The organism is Methanocaldococcus indicus (genome assembly GCF_049554935.1).
GTDB classification, from domain to species: Archaea; AGJL01; Methanococci; order Methanococcales; family Methanocaldococcaceae; genus Methanocaldococcus; species Methanocaldococcus indicus.
The window spans coordinates 858,770-880,405 of record NZ_CP186926.1; the positions used below are offsets into that span (position 1 = coordinate 858,770).

General features: G+C 27.2%; 28 protein-coding genes. 17 read left to right on the plus strand and 11 right to left on the minus strand.

The window, feature by feature from the left end:
* Positions 1 to 11 precede the first annotated feature (11 nt).
* Positions 12 to 755 (plus strand): ATP-binding protein, encoded by a 744-nt coding sequence (locus ACPB8Q_RS04880; protein WP_423792060.1) that lies wholly within the window; start codon positions 12 to 14, stop codon positions 753 to 755.
* On the opposite strand, the gene hisA is transcribed toward ACPB8Q_RS04880, so the two are convergent.
* Positions 739 to 1,446 (minus strand): 1-(5-phosphoribosyl)-5-[(5-phosphoribosylamino)methylideneamino]imidazole-4-carboxamide isomerase, encoded by a 708-nt coding sequence (gene hisA / locus ACPB8Q_RS04885; protein WP_423792061.1) that lies wholly within the window; start codon positions 1,444 to 1,446, stop codon positions 739 to 741. The two genes, ACPB8Q_RS04880 and hisA, sit on opposite strands and share 17 nt — an antisense overlap.
* Before the next feature lie 91 nt (positions 1,447 to 1,537).
* Between hisA and pyrB the strand changes: the two genes are divergently transcribed.
* From pyrB to ACPB8Q_RS04900, 3 genes are read left to right on the plus strand one after another with little or no spacing between them, the layout of a single operon-like run.
* A complete protein-coding gene (gene pyrB / locus ACPB8Q_RS04890; RefSeq protein WP_423792062.1) occupies positions 1,538 to 2,440 on the plus strand; it encodes an aspartate/ornithine carbamoyltransferase family protein in 903 nt (300 codons plus the stop codon).
* Between the two features lies 1 nt (position 2,441).
* Positions 2,442 to 3,551 carry a bifunctional 5,6,7,8-tetrahydromethanopterin hydro-lyase/3-hexulose-6-phosphate synthase gene (locus ACPB8Q_RS04895; protein WP_423792063.1) on the plus strand — a complete coding sequence of 370 codons (1,110 nt, stop codon included), beginning with the start codon at positions 2,442 to 2,444 and terminating at the stop codon, positions 3,549 to 3,551.
* Between the two features lie 5 nt (positions 3,552 to 3,556).
* A complete protein-coding gene (locus ACPB8Q_RS04900) occupies positions 3,557 to 3,976 on the plus strand; it encodes an archease (protein ID WP_423792064.1) in 420 nt (139 codons plus the stop codon).
* Here the strand turns inward: ACPB8Q_RS04900 and ACPB8Q_RS04905 are convergent.
* From ACPB8Q_RS04905 to ACPB8Q_RS04915, 3 genes are read right to left on the minus strand one after another with little or no spacing between them, the layout of a single operon-like run.
* Positions 3,973 to 4,170, minus strand: a complete 198-nt coding sequence (locus tag ACPB8Q_RS04905; RefSeq protein ID WP_423792065.1) for a 30S ribosomal protein S27e — start codon at positions 4,168 to 4,170, stop codon at positions 3,973 to 3,975. The genes ACPB8Q_RS04900 and ACPB8Q_RS04905 overlap by 4 nt on opposite strands.
* A gap of 18 nt (positions 4,171 to 4,188) precedes the next feature.
* Positions 4,189 to 4,473 (minus strand): 50S ribosomal protein L44e, encoded by a 285-nt coding sequence (locus ACPB8Q_RS04910; RefSeq protein ID WP_423792066.1) that lies wholly within the window; start codon positions 4,471 to 4,473, stop codon positions 4,189 to 4,191.
* The gene (locus tag ACPB8Q_RS04915; protein WP_423792067.1) at positions 4,470 to 4,934 is read right to left on the minus strand and encodes a hypothetical protein; all 465 of its coding nucleotides are present in this window, start codon (positions 4,932 to 4,934) and stop codon (positions 4,470 to 4,472) included. The genes ACPB8Q_RS04910 and ACPB8Q_RS04915 overlap by 4 nt, the downstream gene beginning before the upstream one ends.
* Before the next feature lie 620 nt (positions 4,935 to 5,554).
* Between ACPB8Q_RS04915 and ACPB8Q_RS04920 the strand changes: the two genes are divergently transcribed.
* Positions 5,555 to 6,082 carry a MarR family transcriptional regulator gene (locus ACPB8Q_RS04920; protein WP_423792068.1) on the plus strand — a complete coding sequence of 176 codons (528 nt, stop codon included), beginning with the start codon at positions 5,555 to 5,557 and terminating at the stop codon, positions 6,080 to 6,082.
* A gap of 507 nt (positions 6,083 to 6,589) precedes the next feature.
* Here the strand turns inward: ACPB8Q_RS04920 and ACPB8Q_RS04925 are convergent.
* Together ACPB8Q_RS04925 and cobI are read right to left on the minus strand one after the other, a co-directional pair.
* Positions 6,590 to 7,621 (minus strand): transcriptional regulator, encoded by a 1,032-nt coding sequence (locus ACPB8Q_RS04925; RefSeq protein WP_423792069.1) that lies wholly within the window; start codon positions 7,619 to 7,621, stop codon positions 6,590 to 6,592.
* 2 nt (positions 7,622 to 7,623) lie between these two features.
* The gene (cobI, locus tag ACPB8Q_RS04930) at positions 7,624 to 8,298 is read right to left on the minus strand and encodes a precorrin-2 C(20)-methyltransferase (RefSeq protein ID WP_423792070.1); all 675 of its coding nucleotides are present in this window, start codon (positions 8,296 to 8,298) and stop codon (positions 7,624 to 7,626) included.
* 179 nt (positions 8,299 to 8,477) lie between these two features.
* Between cobI and ACPB8Q_RS04935 the strand changes: the two genes are divergently transcribed.
* Positions 8,478 to 8,927, plus strand: a complete 450-nt coding sequence (locus tag ACPB8Q_RS04935) for an FKBP-type peptidyl-prolyl cis-trans isomerase (protein WP_423792071.1) — start codon at positions 8,478 to 8,480, stop codon at positions 8,925 to 8,927.
* Here ACPB8Q_RS04935 and ACPB8Q_RS04940 read toward each other — a convergent pair whose 3' ends face one another.
* The 5 genes from ACPB8Q_RS04940 to ACPB8Q_RS04960 are packed head-to-tail and all read right to left on the minus strand — an operon-like array spanning position 8,928 to position 13,631.
* Positions 8,928 to 9,725 carry an NOL1/NOP2/sun family putative RNA methylase gene (locus ACPB8Q_RS04940; RefSeq protein ID WP_423792072.1) on the minus strand — a complete coding sequence of 266 codons (798 nt, stop codon included), beginning with the start codon at positions 9,723 to 9,725 and terminating at the stop codon, positions 8,928 to 8,930.
* Positions 9,722 to 10,183 carry an archaeosortase family protein ArtE gene (gene artE, locus ACPB8Q_RS04945; RefSeq protein ID WP_423792073.1) on the minus strand — a complete coding sequence of 154 codons (462 nt, stop codon included), beginning with the start codon at positions 10,181 to 10,183 and terminating at the stop codon, positions 9,722 to 9,724. The genes ACPB8Q_RS04940 and artE overlap by 4 nt, the downstream gene beginning before the upstream one ends.
* A complete protein-coding gene (locus tag ACPB8Q_RS04950) occupies positions 10,155 to 11,105 on the minus strand; it encodes a thiamine-phosphate kinase (protein ID WP_423792074.1) in 951 nt (316 codons plus the stop codon). The genes artE and ACPB8Q_RS04950 overlap by 29 nt, the downstream gene beginning before the upstream one ends.
* A gap of 5 nt (positions 11,106 to 11,110) precedes the next feature.
* Entirely contained in the window at positions 11,111 to 12,373 is a 1,263-nt protein-coding gene (locus tag ACPB8Q_RS04955; RefSeq protein ID WP_423792075.1) for an MBL fold metallo-hydrolase, read from the minus strand.
* A gap of 13 nt (positions 12,374 to 12,386) precedes the next feature.
* Entirely contained in the window at positions 12,387 to 13,631 is a 1,245-nt protein-coding gene (locus ACPB8Q_RS04960) for a tRNA (N(6)-L-threonylcarbamoyladenosine(37)-C(2))-methylthiotransferase (protein ID WP_423792076.1), read from the minus strand.
* A 91-nt stretch (positions 13,632 to 13,722) separates the two neighbouring features.
* Between ACPB8Q_RS04960 and ACPB8Q_RS04965 the strand changes: the two genes are divergently transcribed.
* The 11 genes from ACPB8Q_RS04965 (at position 13,723) to ACPB8Q_RS05015 (ending at position 21,562) form a co-directional block, all read left to right on the plus strand.
* On the plus strand, positions 13,723 to 14,667 hold the full coding sequence (locus ACPB8Q_RS04965) for a tetratricopeptide repeat protein (protein WP_423792077.1): 945 nt from the start codon (positions 13,723 to 13,725) through the stop codon (positions 14,665 to 14,667).
* 91 nt (positions 14,668 to 14,758) lie between these two features.
* Entirely contained in the window at positions 14,759 to 15,397 is a 639-nt protein-coding gene (locus tag ACPB8Q_RS04970; protein WP_423792078.1) for a V-type ATP synthase subunit D, read from the plus strand.
* 391 nt (positions 15,398 to 15,788) lie between these two features.
* Entirely contained in the window at positions 15,789 to 16,022 is a 234-nt protein-coding gene (locus tag ACPB8Q_RS04975; RefSeq protein ID WP_423792079.1) for a hypothetical protein, read from the plus strand.
* 5 nt (positions 16,023 to 16,027) lie between these two features.
* A complete protein-coding gene (locus tag ACPB8Q_RS04980) occupies positions 16,028 to 16,387 on the plus strand; it encodes a TFIIB-type zinc ribbon-containing protein (RefSeq protein WP_423792080.1) in 360 nt (119 codons plus the stop codon).
* 334 nt (positions 16,388 to 16,721) lie between these two features.
* On the plus strand, positions 16,722 to 17,114 hold the full coding sequence (locus ACPB8Q_RS04985; RefSeq protein WP_423792081.1) for a hypothetical protein: 393 nt from the start codon (positions 16,722 to 16,724) through the stop codon (positions 17,112 to 17,114).
* A gap of 47 nt (positions 17,115 to 17,161) precedes the next feature.
* The gene (locus ACPB8Q_RS04990; protein ID WP_423792082.1) at positions 17,162 to 17,668 is read left to right on the plus strand and encodes a hypothetical protein; all 507 of its coding nucleotides are present in this window, start codon (positions 17,162 to 17,164) and stop codon (positions 17,666 to 17,668) included.
* A gap of 135 nt (positions 17,669 to 17,803) precedes the next feature.
* Entirely contained in the window at positions 17,804 to 18,118 is a 315-nt protein-coding gene (locus tag ACPB8Q_RS04995; RefSeq protein ID WP_423792083.1) for a hypothetical protein, read from the plus strand.
* Positions 18,118 to 18,537, plus strand: coding sequence for a hypothetical protein (locus ACPB8Q_RS05000; RefSeq protein ID WP_423792084.1), 420 nt, complete (start codon positions 18,118 to 18,120; stop codon positions 18,535 to 18,537). Before ACPB8Q_RS04995 ends, ACPB8Q_RS05000 begins: the two co-directional genes overlap by 1 nt.
* 4 nt (positions 18,538 to 18,541) lie before the next feature.
* Positions 18,542 to 19,480 carry a hypothetical protein gene (locus ACPB8Q_RS05005; protein ID WP_423792085.1) on the plus strand — a complete coding sequence of 313 codons (939 nt, stop codon included), beginning with the start codon at positions 18,542 to 18,544 and terminating at the stop codon, positions 19,478 to 19,480.
* On the plus strand, positions 19,480 to 20,175 hold the full coding sequence (locus tag ACPB8Q_RS05010) for a tyrosine-type recombinase/integrase (protein ID WP_423792086.1): 696 nt from the start codon (positions 19,480 to 19,482) through the stop codon (positions 20,173 to 20,175). Before ACPB8Q_RS05005 ends, ACPB8Q_RS05010 begins: the two co-directional genes overlap by 1 nt.
* Positions 20,156 to 21,562, plus strand: coding sequence for an ATP-binding protein (locus ACPB8Q_RS05015; RefSeq protein ID WP_423792087.1), 1,407 nt, complete (start codon positions 20,156 to 20,158; stop codon positions 21,560 to 21,562). Before ACPB8Q_RS05010 ends, ACPB8Q_RS05015 begins: the two co-directional genes overlap by 20 nt.
* Positions 21,563 to 21,636 lie beyond the last annotated feature (74 nt).

A 21,636-nucleotide genomic window follows, 5' to 3' on the forward strand; every position in this document is an offset into this window, starting at 1 on the left:
GAGGATTTATTATGAAGATAGCAATTGTAGGTAAAGGTGGATGTGGTAAATCAACAATAACAGCATTGTTAGCCAAAGAACTATCTAAAAATAAAAAAGTTTTAGTTATTGATGGAGATGAATCTAACATAACACTTCATAACATTTTAGGAGTTGAAAAGCCAAAAAAAGAATTTTTGGAATATTTAGGTGGTAGAAAGGACTTTATGAAAAAAATTAAAGGAAAAAAAGATATTAAAATATTTGATAAATTGAAAATAGATAATCTTCCTGAGGAATGTATAACCAAAAAAGGTAATATATACTTCTTAATGATTGGAAAAATCCATGATTTTGGAGAAGGTTGTGCATGTCCTATTGGAGTAGTGTTAAGAGAGTTTTTAAAATCTTTAGAGTTAGATAATGATGAAATAGTTATTTTAGATACAGAGGCCGGAATAGAACATTTTGGTAGAGGTGTTGAGGGAGGATGTGATATAATAGTTGGAATTATAGACCCTACTTATGAATCTATACAACTATCTAAAAAGATAGAAGAAATAGGTGAAAAATTAAATAAAAAAGTATTCTTTATTTTAAATAAAGTTGATGATGAAACAATAGATTTAATCTTAGAAAATATAAATAAAGATAAGGTTATTGGAATTTTAAAGAATAACAAAGAAATTGTTAAAAAGAGCTTAAAAGGAGATAGTTTGGACTTAGAAATAGATGAAATCAAGGAGATAGCTAAAAAAATTATATCAATGAAATAGCTTCTTTTAAGCTAATTTTTCCTTTATATATTGCTGAACCAATAACTACTCCATAAACACCTATTCTTTTAAGATTTTTAATATCTTCTATTGATGATACACCTCCTGAATATATAATATTAAGTTTTGTATTTGTTACAACATCTTTTATAACATCTAAGTTTATACCTCTCATCAATCCCTCTGTATCTACATTTGTAAATAAAATGTATTTTAATAAATCTTCATACTCTTTTATAATCTCCAAAGGACTTTTGTCTATTTTCTCTTTCCATCCTTTTATAACAACCTTATTGTTTTTTGATTCAACAGCTAAAACAACTCTATCCTTCCCGAATTCATCTACCAACTCTTCCAAAAATTTTTTATTTAAAATAGCTTTTGTTCCTACTATTACTCTATCAACACCTAAATCTATTAGTTTTTTAGCTTTTTCTAAATCTCTAATTCCTCCACCAACTTCAATAGGGACATTTACATTTTTTACAATTTCCTCAATTATATCTAAGTTATCTCCTGTTCCTAATGCCCCATCTAAATCAATAACATGCAAATACTTAGCCCCTTCATTAACAAACTTTTTAGCTACTTCAACTGGATTATCCAACTCTAAAATTTTATTATTTGGATTTCCTTGGACAAGTTGCACACATTTTTTGTCTTTTATGTCAATTGCTGGAATAATTAACAATATTATCACCAATTAGAAATATTTTTTAATGAATAATAAAAATTATAGTTTAATAAGATTTTGTATAGTAGAATTAAAAAGGGGGATTTATTTGAAACATTTAATATCTATGAGAGATATATCAAAGAAGGATATTTTAGAAATTTTAGAAGAAGCTAAAAAAATGGAAAATCTTATAAATGAAAAGAAAACCTCTGACATTTTAAAAGGAAGAATTTTAGCAAATTTGTTTTTTGAGCCATCTACAAGGACAAGATTAAGCTTTGAAACAGCAATGAAAAGATTAGGTGGAGAAGTCATAAATATGATAGATAAAGGTTCATCAATAGAGAAAGGAGAGAGTTTAATAGATACAATTAGAGTTGTAAGTGGTTATTCTGATATTATTGTTATAAGACATCCAAATGAAGGAGCTGCAAGATTGGCATCTGAATATTCTTCAGTTCCAATAATAAATGCTGGTGATGGTAGTAATCAACATCCTACTCAGACATTGTTGGATTTATATACAATAATTAGAGAAGTTGGTAAAATAGACAATATAAAAATAGCTTTTTTAGGGGACTTAAAATATGGTAGAACTGTCCATTCATTAGTTTATGCTCTATCCCTATTCAAAAATGTTAAAATGATATTTATATCTCCAAAAGAATTAAAACTTCCAGAAGAAATAAAAGAAGATTTAAAAAATAAAAATATAGAATTTGAAGAGAAAGAAAATTTAGATTTTGATGATATTGATGTTCTATATGTTACAAGAATACAAAAAGAGAGATTTGCAGATATGAATGAATATGAAAGAGTTAAAGGAACATACATGATAAAGAAGGAGCATGTTGAAGGAAAAGATTTTATTATTATGCATCCTCTACCAAGAGTTAATGAAATTGATTATGAGGTAGATAATTTAAAAAATGCTAAATACTTTAAACAGAGTTTTTATGGAGTTCCAGTAAGGATGGCTATTTTAAAGCTACTATTAGAGGGAAGATAAAATGATATACTTTGGAGAAGGTAGTTTAGGTTTGGCAAATGTTAATATATCAATTGGAAATGATAAATATTTAGATTATATATTATCTAATTCACTATCAGAGGGAATATTTGCCAATTTAAGACCAAATTTAATAGTTAAGCCAATAACAATAGTTAAACCAAGAGAACCATTAGACAATGAAATAAAAAAAGAGTTATTTTATGGAGTTATTCAGTATGCAGTTGCTAAGGCCGTTGCAGATTTAGATTTAAATGAAAATCTGAAAATTATTGTTTCAGTTAATATTCCAGATGTGCCTCTATCAAAACTACATAAAAGAAAAGTTTTTCAAAGTTTTTATTCATCTACAAAGTTGGCAATAAAAAGAGCATTAAATAATTATCCATCCATAGAGAAAATTAAAAAAGAAAAGTTTAGAGCACTCCATCCATTAGTTGGATTTAGAGATTGTAAATTAGAAAATACTCCATATCTACAAATTGCCTTAGATGTTCCTACTATGGAAGATTTAGAGTTTATTTTAAATTCTCTACCAAATAGTGACCATTTAATTTTAGAGGCTGGAACACCTCTTATAAAAAGGTTTGGTTTAGAGGTTATAGAAGAGATAAGAAATTACTTTGATGGTTTTATTGTTGCTGACTTAAAAACTCTTGACACAGGAAGAGTTGAAGTAAGATTGGCTTTTGAACATACTGCCAATGCTGTTGTAATTAGTGGATTAGCACCAAAAGAAACAATTTTAAAGGCCATAGATGAATGTGAAAAATGTGGATTGATTAGCTATTTAGATATGCTAAATGTAGATAATCCCAAAAAACTTTATAACTCATTAGAAAAAAAACCTGATGTAGTAGTTCTACATAGAGGAATTGATGAGGAAAAGAACAAAAAAATTGATAATATAAAATTTGATTGCTTAACTGCTATAGCAGGTGGAGTTAGATTAGAAGATATTGATAAATTAATAGAGATTTATGATATTGTTGTGGTTGGTAGAGCAATAACAAAATCCAAAGACCCTGGAAGAGTTGTTAGATACATATTAAATAAAATGGGATATGATATTGACACATATAGGTTATATTTTGATGAGGATGAGATGTGATTTTTATGTTTAAATATTTTGAGACAACAGCAGATTTAGGAATATATGCAGAAGGAGAAAGTTTAGAAGAAGCTTTTAAAGAAGGGGCAAGAGGATTATACAATGTTATGGTAGATATTGACAAAGTTGATAAAAAGGAAAAAATTGAGATTGAAGTAGAAGGTGAAGATTTAGAAGAACTACTATATAACTTTTTAAATGAGCTCTTATTTTATACTGATGTATATAATATAGTTTTTTCAGATTTTGATATAAAAATAGAAAAGTTAAATGGAAAGTATAAACTAAAATGTATTGCTTATGGTGAAGAAATAAACAAAGAAAAACACAATATAAAAGAGGAAGTTAAGGCAGTTACTTACCATTTAATGGAAGTTAAAAAAGATGGCAATAAATATATTGTAAGGTTTGTTATAGACCTCTAACCTAATACCTCTATAATTTTAGCTAATATTTTTCCTTTACCTCCTCTTGGCTCTGCTAAAACTCTTCCACAAGCTAAGCATTTTACTACTGTTGCAGGATTACTAAATATTATTTGCTCATTATTACATTCTGGACATTGAACTTTTATAAATTTAGTTCTTGGTTGAGGGATGATTTTAGATAAATCATCCATATTTTCTCACCTTTTAATTTATTTTTCAAAGAATTCAAACCTTGCTGACCTAAAACATCCATTAGCTTTTGTGTGCATTTTTCCACAAACTGTACATTTAAATCTTAAATCTATCTTTTTAACTGGTTTAGACCTATCTGGTTTAGGTCTTGGGAACCCCCCATATCCTGCTGTAACTCTTCTGAACTGTCTTTGACCCCAAGTTAATTCACTTGCCTTACCTTTTTTTGCCTTCTCTACAATATGAATTGTGTGCTTCTTACAGTAAGGACAGTATCTTTTTATTTTCTTAGGCATTTTCATAATTTCCACCTAATTTCCTCAATAATATTGTGTTTTTTTAAGATATTAGCTACTTTTTTATCAAGTGTTATAATATCCTCTTTGTTTAATGAGCAAATATATCCATTAAATATAAAAGAAGGAAAATTCTTTAAAACTCTTACAACTTCAATATCATTTATAATATTTATATGTTGTGGTTCTATACAACTATCCTCTTTTTTTGTTTCCAATTTCAAATCAAAAATCATATTAAGAATTTCTTTCTCCTCTTCTGTAAGATTTTCTTCACATCCAAATAATAAGGACTTATATATTCTTACTTTCCTTAAATTTCTATAAAAATATAAAGCCCTCTTTTTTTCTAATCCTTCAATATTTTTAATATATTCTCTAACTTCATTGTAAAAATTATTATCAAGCTCTAAAATACTGTCTGATTTTATCTCATCAATAAATAGCTGCTTCAATTTTTTTAACATAACCTCTCACAAAAGTTTTTGATTTAAATAATTATTGTCCATTCTAAATATACCTATTTTTTCGTTAATTGTCTAAATTTGGATTTATTAATTTATCCTTTTAATTTTTAAAAAAAGTGAATCAAACAATAAAATATTATAAACATTGTGAATCAAAAAATATTTCTTATAAAATCTCTTTTAAATTTTCTCAAAAATAAACTTTAATAAAATCATAAAAAATATATAAACTATTCTCATGAAATAAAGTTAATTTTAATTCTTCTCAATAGAATAATCTTACTGACCACACATATAAATTAACGTGAATCAAAAATTCTTATAATGTTAAAACTATGAACCTAAAGAATTAGACAATTTAACAGGACATAATATCTTTTAAAACATACAAGAAAAAGGCAAAAACTTTAAATATAATTAATATAGAGCATATACCACAAAATCTAATTTTTGAAGTCCAAGAAAAAATGAGAAAATTTCAGTAATACTAATTATAAAATTAACATTAATCAATTATAATATGAATCAAAAGTTTTTTATACAATTAAAAATAAAATAATTGAGCAACCATTAGAAATTTTAATAAAAATATTCATAAAGTTGAAATAAGGTGTATCAATATGGATAATGTATATAAGGAGGTTGTATCAACAATATTCAGAAAAGCTATTTTACATCATATGTTAATAACAGGAAGTACATTTCCTACAAAATTATCCAAAGATTTAAACATATCAAAAGGATTGTCATCATCTTTTTTAAGGCTCTGTTCTGCCTTAGATATCATGTCAAGAGAAAGAATTGGACATAAGGTTGTATATTCATTAACAAAGAAAGGAATAGCAATATTAAAAAGATTAGCGCCTGAAATATTTGATTTGAGTTTTTCGAATGCTCTTCGAAATTTATCTAAAAAGAGATTTATGACTAAACACTGTCCAATAACAAAAATAGGATTTAGGTTAGATATTCAAAAGGATATGTTTGGAGGGATTACATTCTCGTTTTATGACTATGATAACAACCTTTTAGGGCAAGTTTTTAGGAATTATAAAGGTATTTGGTGGTGCACGATATGTAAATCTACTGACTGTAAGCACATAGATTACGTCAAAAAACTATATGATAGATTGGAAAAAACAAATTAATGATTTTCGAGTTTTCGAGTTGCATGTATGTATATGCTACGGTTGTGCATATAGAATTTTTTGAAAATGAAATTATCACAACACAAAATTAGAGAGTAGTATAGACTTTTTTGTGATAATAAAATGTAACATGTCTAATTATTCAAATTGTTGTTGTAAAAATTATTTTTTTGTTTTAAAAAACTTAATTTAATGTTTATTCTTAAATTAATTAAAAATTTAGTTATATAATACTAAATATAAACAACAAAATTTTTTAAAAATCATTTATTGTGTAAGAAAGTATAATATTATAACAAAAATTTTGTGATAATTTGGAACTAAAAATTTTGTATATACCTTCCCAAAAACCTATACATACATGCAACTCGAAAACTCGAAAATCTTATAAGAAAATTAGTTAAATTTTTTAACCAAATAGTATAAAATTATTTTCTTAAAAGAAATAATATATTGTGTCATAAATACACACAACTAAGTGAGTGGTATAAAACTACACTTTATATTTTATTCGAAATTCCGAAACTCTATAAACCCATCTAATAGGAATATTAAAAAATAGTTCTCTTTGTTATCTATAAATTTTGTTAATAAATTTAAAAAAGAAGATTTATTGTATTTTAGCTTAAATCTAACTTTTTTACCAAATCTATATTTTGCTAAAATTCCTAAATCAACTAAATCATTTAAATACCTATAAATTGTTGGAAGTTTATAATTGACTCTATATATAATATCATCTATATGGAACTTTCTAAGTTCAATAGCCATCTCAACTAACTTTCGATATTTCGAATCCACTATATAAGGCAATATTTTTAGCCAAGGAATTTTTAGCTCTCTTAGTGTTTTTATATTTCTATTACAACCTCTTAAAATAATCTCTATTATCTCTAAGTTACCATTTGTTATTTTTATTAGATGTTGAGCTACTTTATTGCTTATATAGTAACCTAATTTTTTTGCAAAATATCTTACAGCTCCTATACTGTTTATTTTTCCTTCAGGAAAAAGTTTTTTTATAAGACTGTGAGATTCTATTGGATATCTTAAAACAACTGAAATATTGTTTTTTCTTAGCTCATTTATAAATCTAACAAATCCTTTTTTATGCCTCCATTTTCTAATGTCATGAATATCTATAACCAATATAGGATTTATAGATTTAAGAATTGACAATAGTTTTCCTCTAACTTTTTTAAAATCCCAATTTTTAACATCATTATAAAAATCTTTTATAGCTCTAAAATATGCCTTTTTTGCTCTATAATGTTTTTTATATTTTTTCTTTTGATAAATATAATTAAAGAGATTTTCAAACCATCCAGATTTAGGATTAATCAAGTAATATTTATCCTTTATAATGAATAACAATCTAAGTATGGTCTTTTTCAAATTTGGGGTTGCTAATATATTGATTATTGGATATCTTTTATAGTAAAATCTACCACTATCCTCTAATTCTAACAAGTTCCATCTATGAGTAGGATATAAATACAAGTCATTTAAAAACTCTTCAGGAATATCTTTGACTATCATACCTATCTTATTTTTTTAATTATTGCTATTGAAAGATAGTCATTAAACTCATTAAAATCAATATCTTTTATTTTTCCAAAAACAGCTTTTTCATTATCAAATGTGGCTCTTTTAACTAATCCTATAACAATATCATCCCTATCTTTAATTTTTTCTAATTTTTTCTCTAAGTTTTTAGTTTTCATTATTATTATAGTGTCAAATTCATCTATGTATTTCTCTATATCTTTGCCTTGTGGAAGAATACAGAGTTTTTCATCACCTTCAACTAATGGAATATTTAAAGCTTTTGCAGCAGCAAATATAGAAGATATTCCATTGACTATTTCAACTTTAATATCTCTCTCCAATAACTTTTTCCATAGATATGAAAAAGTGCTATATAAAGTAGGGTCCCCAATTGTTATAACTGCAACGTCTCTTTTTTCATTAACAATTTTGTTAATTGCAAGGTCCCAATACTTTTTAGTTTTTTCTTTATCTTTAATCATTGGAAATAAGAGTTCTTCAACTTCTTTATCATTAATGTAATCTTTAACTATTTCATAAGCAACTGATTTTCTACCTTCTTTGGATATAGGAACAAACACCTTATCAACTTTTTTTAAAATATTTAGTGCTTTTAGTGTTATTAGCTCTTTATCTCCTGGACCTACTCCTATACCATACACTATCATTGTAATCTCCTAATCTAAGTTAAAGACTAATAACTTATTAACTACTATTTAAATTTTATAAAAATTATTTTAACTGTTTATTTTGAATTTTTAGAGTTATATATATAATTTTATTTTAACTAAAAGTATATATACAATATGAAACAAAGACAAAAACTAAAATAAATGGAGTTGGAAATTTGATAAATAAAGGAGATAAAGTTAAAGTTGATTATGTTTTAGAGGTTGATGGAAAAGTTATTGATACATCAATTGAAGAAGTGGCTAAGGAGCATAATATTTATAATGAAGAGAGAGAATATCAACCAATTGAGTTTGTTGTTGGTAGTAACCAACTAATTGAAGGATTTGAAGAAGCTGTTATAGGAATGGAAGTTGGTGAAGAGAAAGAAGTTGTTATACCTCCAGAAAAAGGATATGGATATAGAGATGAAAATCTTATTCAAGAAATTCCAAAAGAGATGTTTGAAGGAGCTGATTTTGAGCCTGAGGAGGGAATGCTAATTTTAGCAAATGGTATGCCTGCTAAGATAATTAAAGTAACTGATGATACAGTTGTTTTAGATTTCAACCATGAATTAGCTGGAAAGGAACTTAAATTTAAAATTAAAGTAGTTGATAAAGAATAATTATTTAATTTTCCTTATTTTGGCTATAAAAAAAGGTTCATCTGGAGGAAGAACCCTTAAAGTTCCTTTATAACTTTCTTTTACATTCAAACCTTTGTATTTGTTGGGATTAATTTTTTCTATTTCAATATCATCTCTATTTTTTAGAATATATTTTATAACATCTTCATTCTCTTCCTTTTCTAAGGAGCATGTTGAATAAACTAATGTTCCATCTTTTTTTAGTAAATCTAATCCAATATTTAATAAAATCTTTTGCCTCTCAGAGCAATATAGAATATCTTCCTTACTAACATTTCTATTTTTGTCTTTAATTATATTTCCTGAGCAAGGTGCATCTAATAGGATTTTATCAAAAAATATATTTTTATTTATAAGATATTTGTAGTATATTCTCATATCTTTGTTCATAATAATAACATTTAAAATTCCCATTCTGTTTATATTTGATTTTAGTGATTTAGTTCTTCTATTACTAATTTCAACTGCTAAAATAGTTCCTTTATTTTCCATTATTTGGGAGAGATAAGTAGTTTTAACACCTGGAGCAGAGCACATATCTAAGACAAAATCATTTTTATTAGGATTTAACTCCAATGGGGGAATTAAGGAGGAGAGGGATTGAGGAATATAGTAACCAAACAAATACTCTGGTGTTGAACCAATTGAAAAAGGACTATCTAAGATTTTAAAAGCATAACCTATAAAAGTTTCTTTTAGTTTAACACCTTTTTTTTCTAATCTTTCTTTTAAAATGTTTGGTGAGATTTTTAAAGTATTTACTCTAATTCCATTCATTTTATCTCTCCAACAGCTTTTAAATATAAAAATGATAATGTAGGAACTGATAATACAATTAATAAATAACCAACTACATCATGGATATATTTTGGAAATCTATATTCTAAAAAAATTCCTATTAGCACAATTCTTAAAATATTTATCCAAAAAGATAATATTAACAAAAATAAACCAATAAGAATATGTTTTATATTTTTAGCATAAACTAACAAAGATAAAAAAACAGCATATAAAAAAGCTCCTGAACATTCTTTTACAATAGTTATAGAGCAATTTGGCAGTATAATTGTTGAATTTATCAACTTAGCTGAATATAATAAATTTAATATATGAAAAACTAATAGAGAGACAATATCAACTAAATATTTTGAAAAATAGTTTAAAACTAAAAAAATTAAGAAGAATATAATATAAAATTTAACTATTTTACCAATGATATATATATCCTTCTTCATTAAAGTGTTCCCCATCTATGAACTGTCCATTTTCTATAATTTCTCCAATCTCTATAAATTTCATTTCTTTTAATTTTCTTTTTATAGTTGTTAATTTATTTGTAGTAAATAGAATTTCAAATTCTTCCCCACTATTTAAAGCTACTTTTATAGGATTTAAATTAAACTCTTCACAAAATTCTAAGACATCCTCTGGAATTAATTTATATAATTTATCTGAGTAGATATAAAAGCTCTTAAAATATTTTAACTCCTTAGCTAAGCCATCTGAAATATCACAAGCTCCTCTTACAAATTCTACAATTTTCAAAAACTCAATTTTAGCTCTTGGATATCTTAACTTTTTAAATATTTCTTTATATTTTTCTTCATACTTTTCTAATTCATTTTTTGAGATTTTTCCTCTCTTATATCTATAATAAAGATAGAGGGCACAATACACTCTCCCAATATTGTTAGTAACAACTAACTTATCTTTTGCATTTCCACATCTATATAGTGGTTTTATACACTCTCCAAGAGCAAAGCCTGATAAAACTAACTCATATCCTTTAACTGTATCACCACCAATAATAGGACATTTGTATATTTCTGAGTATTCATATAATCCTTTATATAACTCTTTTATAAAATCTTCATTAGCCTCATATTTTGATAAGACAATAGATAACAAAAAATAAAGTGGCTTTGCACCACAACTAACCAAATCAGATATATTTGCTGTTAAAACTCTTACTCCAATCTGGTAAGGAGTTAATATATCAGGAATATGAGTTTTTCTACATATTGTGTCAGTAGTTAGGGCTAAATATTTATTATTGAAGTTTATAATTGCACAGTCATCTCCAATACCTTTTATAGTATTTTTATTGTTGTATTTTAAAATATTTTTTATAATTTCAATTATTTTGAGTTCATCCATAACTATCAAATTGGAAGTATTGTATTTCTAACTGGGACATAAGTAGGGATTTTTAAGTTTTTCCAGATAGTCATTGCAAATGAATGTGCTTGGTATCTTTCTCCATGCATAACAATAGCTTTCTTTGGAGTAGGTAGTTTTTTTAAATATCTAACTAATGAGTTATAATCAGAATGAGCTGAGAACTCTATTTTAATAACTTTTCCTCTAATTGGAATAGTATTTTTAAAAGGAGTTATTTCGTTTGCTCCTTCTTCTAACTCTCTTCCTAAGGTTCCCTCTGCTTGATAACCTGTTAATATTAATTTGTTTTTTGGATTTTTTAGAAGTTTTAAATATTTTAGTATAGGCCCTCCTTGTAGCATACCTGAGGTGGAGATAATAATACAAGGCTCATTATTAAATACAGAATCATCAGCTTTTTTTATCTCTCCAAATGGATTTATTCCTGTCTCTAACATATTTCTAATTTTTGGATTCAACCATTCTGAGTAGGATAGATAAATAGAAGTGGCATGAATTAGAGAACCATCAGTATATATAGGAACTTCTTTTAAAATACCTGTTCTCATATAGTTGTTAATAATTAACAAAATCTCCTGAGCTCTTCCAACAGCAAATACTGGTATTAAAACTTTTCCTCCATTTTCAATAGTTTCAGCAATTTCATCAATTAGTTGTTTTTCTAATTCTTTTCTTGATGGTTTAATATCCAAAGGAGAGCCATAAGTAGATTCAATTATAAGAATGTCTATTTCATCTATATCAGTATCAGCTCCTTTCATTGTTTTAGTGGAAACTTCATTAATATCTCCTGTGTAAAAGATTTTTTTACCTTCAATTTCTAAGTAAATGGATAAACTTCCTAATATATGTCCAGCATTGTATAATTTAAATTTAATGTTCTCATCTAAAACCTTCTCCTCATAGTAATTTAGAGGTTCAATAACCTCCATAGCTTTCTGGATATCTTCCTCTTTGAAGGATTTAGTTAAATTTAAAGTGTCTTTCCAAGTAATATACATTAAATCAGCAGTAGGATATGTGCAATAAATCTTTTTAAATTTAAAAAATGGGATAGCTCCACAGTGGTCAAGATGAGCATGGGAAACAATAACCTCATCTATCTCTTTATCATTAATCTTAGGAATCTCTCCAGTATTTGGATGCAAACCACAATCTAATAAAATTCTTCTTTTACCTTTACCTATAATCTCTACACAACTCATTCCTACCTCTTGAGCTCCACCATGAAATTTCAACAGCATAAATTTCACATTTTTAAATTATTTTTCCTAATAGTCCAAATGTTTTAGCATTAGTAATTTTAACTTTTTTAAATTCACCAATATCTTCACAATCTACTTTAACAACTTTAAAATTATCTAAATAAGCTTTATTTTTATCAACAATTAGACATTTAAGAGTTTTTCCTATATATTTTTTATTTTGTTTATAGCTTAACTCTCTCCTTAGTTTATCTAAAATTCTACTTCTTTCTTTTTTTATTTTTGAATCAACTTGTTTCATTTTAGCTGCTGGTGTTTTTTTTCTTACAGTGTATTTAGCAGCATGTATATAATCAGGTTTAATCTTTTTTAACACTTCTAATGTATTGTTAAATTGCTCATCTGTTTCAGTAGGAAATCCAACAATTATATCAGTTACAAAGCATAAATCTTTTATTTTTTTTCTAAATTCTTTAACTAACTCTATAAATTCATCTACTGTATAGCCTCTATTCATCAATTTTAATATTTCATTATCACCACTTTGTAATGGAAGATGCAAAAATTTACCAACTTTTTCAGATTTATAGCTTTCAATAACTTCATCAACAACATTCATTAATGATTTTGGATGCATCATTCCTACTCTCATTATAAACTCTTTGTCAATAGATGATAAATCATTTAATAGATTAGCTAAGTTATCTCCTCTATCAAATCCATAACATGCTGTATCCTGTGCAGTTATAAATAAACATTTTGCTCCTTTATTTAAGATATATTTTACTCTCTCAACTAAAATCTCTCTTGGGTAGGATTTGAGAGAACCTCTTGCTAATCTAACTATACAAAAGCTACACTTACCTAAGCAACCCTCAGCAATTGGAAGAGGAGTTATTAACTTAGGTTCTAATAAATAAAGCTTTTTATATAGCTCTTTATTAAGATTTTCATCATTATGCTCTATATTCTCATTTTTTAAATAATTTTTTAAAATTTCTCCTGCTTTAAATGCTTCTTTTGGCAAAATGTATGGTAGATTATTAATTTTTTCTTTTAAAGCTTTTGGCAAACATCCAGCAACTACAACAAATTTATTCATATTTTTAAATTTTTTGATTCTGTATATCATTCTATTTTCTGTCTCTAATCTTACAATACATGTATTAATTATTACAATATCTGCCTCTTCTAAATTATCAACTATTGTAAATCCTTCTTTAATTAATGAATTTTTTATAATATCAGTGTCAGCTTGGTTCAAAACACACCCATATCCTTCAATATAAACTTTCATAATCATCACAATAAATAAAAATTTATTTATAATAGGGATAATTATAATAATTATAATACTTATTTAGTTAGAAAGCTTAATGGGAAATATGATGATGAAAGATTATGCATACATAGGCTTAAAAATTTTAGATTATCTTATTGAAGCTGTTAATTTTTTAAACTTAGGGGATTATGAAAAAGCTAAATTTTATATTGATAAAGCTAAGGAGTTAGATAAAGACAATCCTCTTGTATTGTTAGTAGATGGAATTATAAATTTAGTTGAGGGAAATATAGATAATGCTGAAAAAGACTATTTAAAGTTATTTTTAGATAGTAATAATAAATCAATAATTGCTCTAAGAAATTTAATATGTCTATGTTTTATTAAAGGACAGTATGATAAGGTTTTGGAATATATAAATAAATTAGAGAATATAAACAAAATATGTATTTTATCACCTTTTCATAAGATATTGATTTATATAGATAGATATCAGTATGATTTAGCTTTGGAAGAGATTGATAAAGCTTTAAAAAAATATCCCAATGCAACACCATTTTATAAGTTTAAAATAAATATATTGTATCACTTAGGAAGATATAGAGAAACTTATGAAATATTAGAAAAATGTTTAGAATTATCCCCAAATGATGCATATTTATGGACTATTAAAGGAGAAATTTTAGAGCACTTTAATAAACCTAAGGAGGCTATTGAAGCATATATAACAGCTCTTAATTTAAATAAAAATTTAAAGTATTTATATAAAAAGTTAGGATACTTATACTTGGAAATTGATGATGTATTAATGTCTATAAAATATTTTGAAGAGTACTTAGAGTATAATCCAAATGATTTAGAGGCAATATTTTATTTAGGATTAGCTTATGAAAAAAACAAAGAATATAATAAAGCAATTAAGTATTACAACAAGGTTATAGACTCTAATCATAATATACTTTCAAAGATTGCAAGATTACATAAAGCAAGAATTTTAGAAAACTTAGGTAGAATAGAAGAATCTTTAGAAGAGTATAATAAACTGTTTTAGCTGATAAGATATAAACAGTAATTTATGTATTATAACTTTATATTAGATTTCTTTGTTAATTTTTATTATTAATTTTTTGGAGGGATAAGCTATGCAGAAAGTTAGTCCTACAAGGATGGAACTTTTAAAGTTAAAGAATAAGATAAAATTGGCTGAAAAAGGGCATAAACTTTTAAAGCAGAAAAGAGATGCTTTAATTATGGAATTTTTTCAAATAATTGATTTGGCAGCTAATTTAAGAGAAAAAGTAGAAAGTAAGTTAGAAGAAGCTTATAAAGATTTAATTTTGGCAGAGTTAAGTATGGGGACATTAGCAGTTAAGGAGGTTTCATTTGCAGCAAAGAATGACAAGTTAGAGGTAGATATGGATACTAAAAATATAATGGGTGTTACTGTTCCTACTTTTGAAATATATAATGTTAAAAGAAAATTTGGGGAGAGAGGATACTCTCCTTATGGTGTTAGTGCTAAGGTAGATGAAGCAGCTAAAAAGTTTGAAGAGGCATTAGAATTAATAACAGAGTTGGCTGAAATAGAGACATCAATAAAGCTCTTAGCAGAAGAGATAATAAAAACAAAAAGAAGAGTCAATGCATTAGAGTATGTTATAATTCCAAGATTAAAAGCTCTTAAAAAATACATCTCTATGAGATTAGATGAGATGGAAAGAGAAAACTTCTTCAGATTAAAACTAATAAAAGCAAGAATAGAACAAAGAGAAGAACAATAATTAATTTTAAAATCTTTTTTATTTTTTATCTATATCTTGTAATTTTAATTAATTTTAATATTAAATTAAAAAATTAAAAAAAATATGGCGCGGGGGCCGGGATTTGAACCCGGGTAGGGCGGTGCCCAACGGGATTAGCAGGAATGATATATAAGCCAACAATATAAAATTATAAAATAGCTTTTTTATCAGAAAATAAGCTTTATTATCAAATATTAGAGTAAGTCCAGTAAGGTTATAACGCTTTTTTATGTGAAATCTCAAAGGAAATTTTAGAGGACTCTATTTTTTGGATTACTACACTGCTGGACTAAAAAAATTAGTTATAAATAGAAATGTATAAATATATAAACCATTTAAAAATTTATTAAATCTGTAAATTGTGGTATCTATGGATTGGATAAGCAAAGCCATTAAACACCCTGGTTCTTTAAGAAAGAAACTACATGGTCATTTAGGTAGAGTTATAATTGGTGCCACAAAAAAGCCAATTTTCACGAAATCTGGAGATATTAACATCAATACTTTGAAGCAGTTTAGGACCACACGAGCATATCATGAGTTAGATAAAATAACAAAACAGCAAATAAATCTTGCAATAACTCTCAGAAGAATAAGAAAGTGATGATTATGGAGCTCAAATGTCCAGTTTGTAAAAGTAATTATATTATTTTTGATGAGAGGCATTATGAACTGTATTGCTTTACGTGTGGTTATGTAATTGAAGATCTTTCTCTTGTTTTAGAAATTAAATATGACAGGGAACTGAACAACTTAGATAAGGAAGTTAAATATAGAAGAATTAAGAAATATAAAGAAAGAAAGGCTATGAAGTTACTGGCAGAAAAATATGACAAGCTGGGATTACCGGATTACTATTTTTATAGGTTTATTGAGTACTGTCATAGGAAAGGAATAAAGAATAATAACATCAGCAGACACATGAAGAAGCTGTATAATGACTTTGTGAGAGAATGCTTAGAGAAATAGCAATTTTTTACTGTTGTCTTTCTTTATTTTTTGGTTTGTTGGGGATATTAATATCCCCAGTAAGTACAATCCTTGGGGTATTATTGTATATTTTTACTATGTGTTCATTTTTTTTAAGTTTTATTTTTCTTATAATTCATAAACTTAAATTTAAAAATTAAAATTTTTTACTCAAAGATTGCCGAGTTCAAAAATTTTCGGCAACTTTGCTTTTTTCCAGTCAAAAATTGCCGAGTTAGTGAAGTCGGCAGTTATCTACATGATGTAAGCAACTTAGGGTTGATATTTGTTTTCCTTTACTCTGAGGTTACTAAATACAATTGGAGGTGCAAAAATGAACGCATCAATGAGTGCATCACTGCACAATTTAGCCATACAGGCAATAGCAACTATACACTCTGCACTGAATCAGCCACAATTACCAATAAGAACGAAATTAGAGCTGATAATTGACAATACAAAATATCTATTGGCGATATCTTCAGCTCTTTTAGAAGAAGAAAAAATAAAAGAATTAAAATCTGACTTAGAAAAAGCAGAAAAGGCACTATTAAATTTTGAAAAAGTAGAATTAGATGAAAATGAACAAACAATAACAACATATTCTGAGATGCAAGCAAAAATTGAAAGGAAAATCAAAGAACGTGAGAAATACATCATAGACACATGTTTGGAAATAGTATCTGAGATTATTAATGCCACAAAAGGGCAGATCTTCTGGCAGTGATTCTCTGAAGTTACTATATAATATAGAGTAGTTTAGGTGAGGCTGAAATGCTTGCAATTGAAGAAATGTTAAGAAATGAGAAAGTAATGAACTATGTGGAAAGCTGGAAAGGAGTTATTTCAAAAGATGCCTCTATGAGAAGAAATTTAGAATTGATAATAAGAGCAGTTCAAGGAGATAAAGAAGCTGAAGCTATTCTATTAGTAGATAATAGACCACTTCCATTTGCTCCAAATATAACATATGCACAAATGAACAGTTTAGTTATTTTAACAGCAAGAAAAAGCTTAGAGAGGGTTCCAGCAACTGTGGATATAGCTGTTGCTGGTATTGTAATTTTGGTTGCTCTTATTATTGGAGTTTTAATAATGACACAGGTTAAAAGCACAGCTATGGCTGTGGCAACTGCGAATAATGACACTGATGCTATAAACTTGATTAATAGTGTATTCAATACAGGAAAAGCAGGACTAATTATTTTAGCACTGTCAGTTCTCGTTTTAGGAGCTGTAGTTATAATTGGATACTTGAGAGGTATTGGGGGAGGTAGATAAACATGGCTAGAAAAAGAACAAGAACAAGAAGGAAAAAGAAATCTGGAAGAAGGAAGAAGAGGAAATAAGTTTATTTGATTTTTTTATTTTTTCATACTTTCTGAAATTCTTAATTTATAAAGTAGGTAATTAATTATGATAAGCTTAACACTTTACATTCTTCTTTGGATTTTAGCGTTAATATTCTTTGGTGCAAGCTTTCTAACTTATGGAGGGAAAAGAATAATTTTCAATGTAATATCATTCATTCTATTCTTTATAATTGCTTTAATAGTTGATGTTACTACAGTTCAGGCAATAGAAGTTAATAATACAATACAATATGCCAAAATACACATTGAAGGAGTCAGTATTTTTCAGTACATTAGTTGGATATTTCTAAGTATAACAATAATTAGAGGTATTCAGCACGCATATCTGACATTTTCAAGGTCAAGGGGGGATGAATAATGGATGAGATTGACGCACTGAGAGCACAGATTTTTTCTATGCTTAATCAATCAACACAAGAACAAACTCAACAATCTTTAAAAGACAATTTTGTTTATTTTGCAGCGGAAGCATTTGAGATAGACAAGGAAACATTAAAAAAATATTGGGGTTTTCTCAACAAAGACATAACAACTACAAACATATCTGAAAAATACATAGAAGAGCTTAGACTGTTAGCTACAGCTGTTTATCTTGAAGAGTATGAGACAATTCCTACTTCAGAATTAGCGGAAGACCACAACAGAAATTTTTGGAATCTTGATGTAGCAGTTTTAACAAGAGCAAGAAAATCTATTGGAGGATTTTTAATTAAGAAAGCAACTGAAAAACATATATCAATACAAGGTAGTGAAAGAGAGGAAAAAAAACTCTGGTGAGTAAATGGGAAAAAGAGATACTGAAGTTTATAAATATATATCAGGAATTAAGGACATAAAAATACCAGCAATCTTTAAAATATTATTTCTCCCAATATTTGGTATTTTTCTTTCCTTAATTGGTTTTTATTTACTTTATACTAAATACTATCATCTGAACATAATAATTTTTGGATTAATGATAATTATTTTTGGAATTTTGGCTCTTATTTTTATACTTATTAGAGCATATGCCCCAGAGTTTGTTCTTGAACTGATAAAAATTAAATTTTTCAGGAAGGCTAATGAATGTATCATATTTTTTGTTGATGAACTAGGAATAATGGACACTTCAGTGGGTGAAATAGACTTTTCAGTTAGGGAAGTGAAAGATAAAGCAACAGGATTAAGATATGAATTTTCAGATGAAGATGTTGTGTATTTCAATAGAGTTCCTGTCTTATTTGTCAGCGGGATTTCTGGAAGGGCAATTCCAGCTAAATATGTGAATTCTCTCAATTTACTGAAAGATTTGGGATTTAAGACTGTTAAGGATGTCAAGAGATTTATTGAAGAGCATGAGAAAAGAATAGGTGAGAAATTAAAAAGACTAAACAAGTTAAAATCTGAGTACCAAGTTCTAAAAGACGAAAATATAAAATTAGAGATTGAGAAGTTGGAGAAAGAGTTAGAACAAGAAAGAAACTTAATAAAAGAAATTGAGGATGCCATATCAACGATTCCTGCACAAACAATGAAACTTAAGAATGTTGTTAAAGTTTTAGGAAATGAAAATCCTGAAATTAAGATGGCAAAAGCCCAGAGGTTTTATTTAGCAGGATATATCAGAGGACAGAAGGATGAGGGATTTATTCAAATTCTTAAGTGGATTACTATAATTGCAATAATTTTAGCAGCCCCGACAATAACATATGTTATTGTAAAAGCGATGGGCGGGTTATAATGCTTCCTAAGCTTGAAACTATTGACTTTTACACAGGAGAACGGATTGAATACATCACATATGATGAATTAGAATATATTTGCAATGGGTTATGGAGCCAGTATAGGATATTGGAAGGGAGAAAGTCAGGATATAGACTATTAAGAGCTTGCTTCATATTCTCATTTTTATTTTTTACAGGGGCGAGAATTACTGAATTTTTATTATCACAAAAATTCTGCATTGATTTTGAACAAATGAACTACTATATACCGCAGTTAAAGAAAAAATACTGGAAGAAGCTTCCAGATGACCCTTACATTGACCCTTATGAGAGATTTGAAAACGGGTTAATTAAATATGTTGAAATTCCAATTGACCATACTCCAAAACACCATATAAAATATTGGAAAGAATGGCTAAAAAATAGAGATGAAGAAGATTTCTTAGTAGATATAAAAGAGAGACAAGTTAGAAATGTAATTTATAAGTATTCAAAAGAATATTTAGGGAGAAAAATACATCCACATGCCCTTAGACATTCATTAGGTGTTTATTTGACTAATGATTTAAAACTTCCAGCACAGGATGTTCAAAAAATCATGAGGCATACCAATCCCGATGTGACTTTTAGATACATAAGATTGAAAAATATTGATTTAAAGGAAAAATTAAAGTCAGTAAAGGGCAGAGATAATGAAGAGCTGGATGACTGAAATATACAGAACTTATAGGGAAGAGCAAGGGTTTCTAAACAGGTATGATTTGATTAAACACTGCATATTGTCAATTGCTGAACTAATATACCTCATATCCACGGGAGAGGTTAAATATCCTCCTCAGGAGATTTATAAAAGAATTACAAACTCTGCAAGAATCCTATGCGGATGGGCAAATATTTCATATGATAGTCAATTAGATACATTTGGAAATATAGCAAATGCTGTAAAACAGATTAGAAAACAAAATATTATTTTTACACAGTTAGGAAAAGCAGATATTCTATTAAGAACAATTAAATATGTTATAGATGCTGTTAATACTACAGATTTGTATGAATTAAAGTATATAGCCTCTAATTATCTTTGGGCAGTGTCTAATATTGTGTATGATATTAAGGTAGAGAGACCACAAAAAGGGCAAAACATATCAGAATATATTGAGAATTTGATAATTGATTATTATAAGCATAATGTATTGCCTAAACCCGTTGAGGTAAGATGGGTAGATTTAAAAAAAGACAATGAATTTGCAAAGACAACAATCTTTGAAGACATTTACACAAGAATTGAAAGAAATACAAATAACTTAATTTTCATAGAAGGAGAACATGGAGTTGGGAAGAGTTATACAGCACTCGCTTTAGCTATGGAAATAGACCCAGACTTTGAGCCAGAGAAGCAGATAGTTTTTGATATTCCGCAGTTTATAGAAAGATGCAATGACATGAAAAGAAAAAACCTAATTGGGAAAGTTATTATATTTGATGAGGTAGGAGCAGCGGCATCTGCTTTAACAAGCTGGGAATTTGAGAACATCTTATTTGATAGATATTTACAGCTTTTTAGGTATCTGAGATTGACAGTAATTTTTACATCGAGAGATATCTCAGATACTATAAGGAGATTGAGAAAAAGAGTTACTCATTACATTGTCATGGAAGAACCGCAAAAATGTGAAATCTACAAAGTGAAAAGTAGATTTAACATTTCAAAAGACAAATTAGAAGTTGATTATGAGCCATACTACTATGAGGACGACTATAACATATATCTATTGAAATTTAATGTTCCAAGAGTTTCAAAGGACATTGCAGAAGTCTATGAAAAACTAAGAGATAAGAATGTTACTTCAAAATACTTAGAGAAAATTGAAGAAGAAATTAAATTACTAAAGAATGACAAACTATTGTCAGATATGGCAAAGGAATTCATTGAAAAATACATAGAAGATGAAGAGGCATATATACAAAAAGGAAGAAGCAAAGGAAGGATTTCTACTGCTTATTTATCAGAAAAGTTTGGAATTGGTGAAAAAACAGCGAGAAAATTAAGAAACCTAATAGAAAAAATGCTGGCTAAACAGCAAAATCAAGAAACATAATTTACGCTTTTTTCTCTGAGGTTACAATATAATAGTAGGAGATAAAATTGCAAGTTCAATATGTAATTTATATA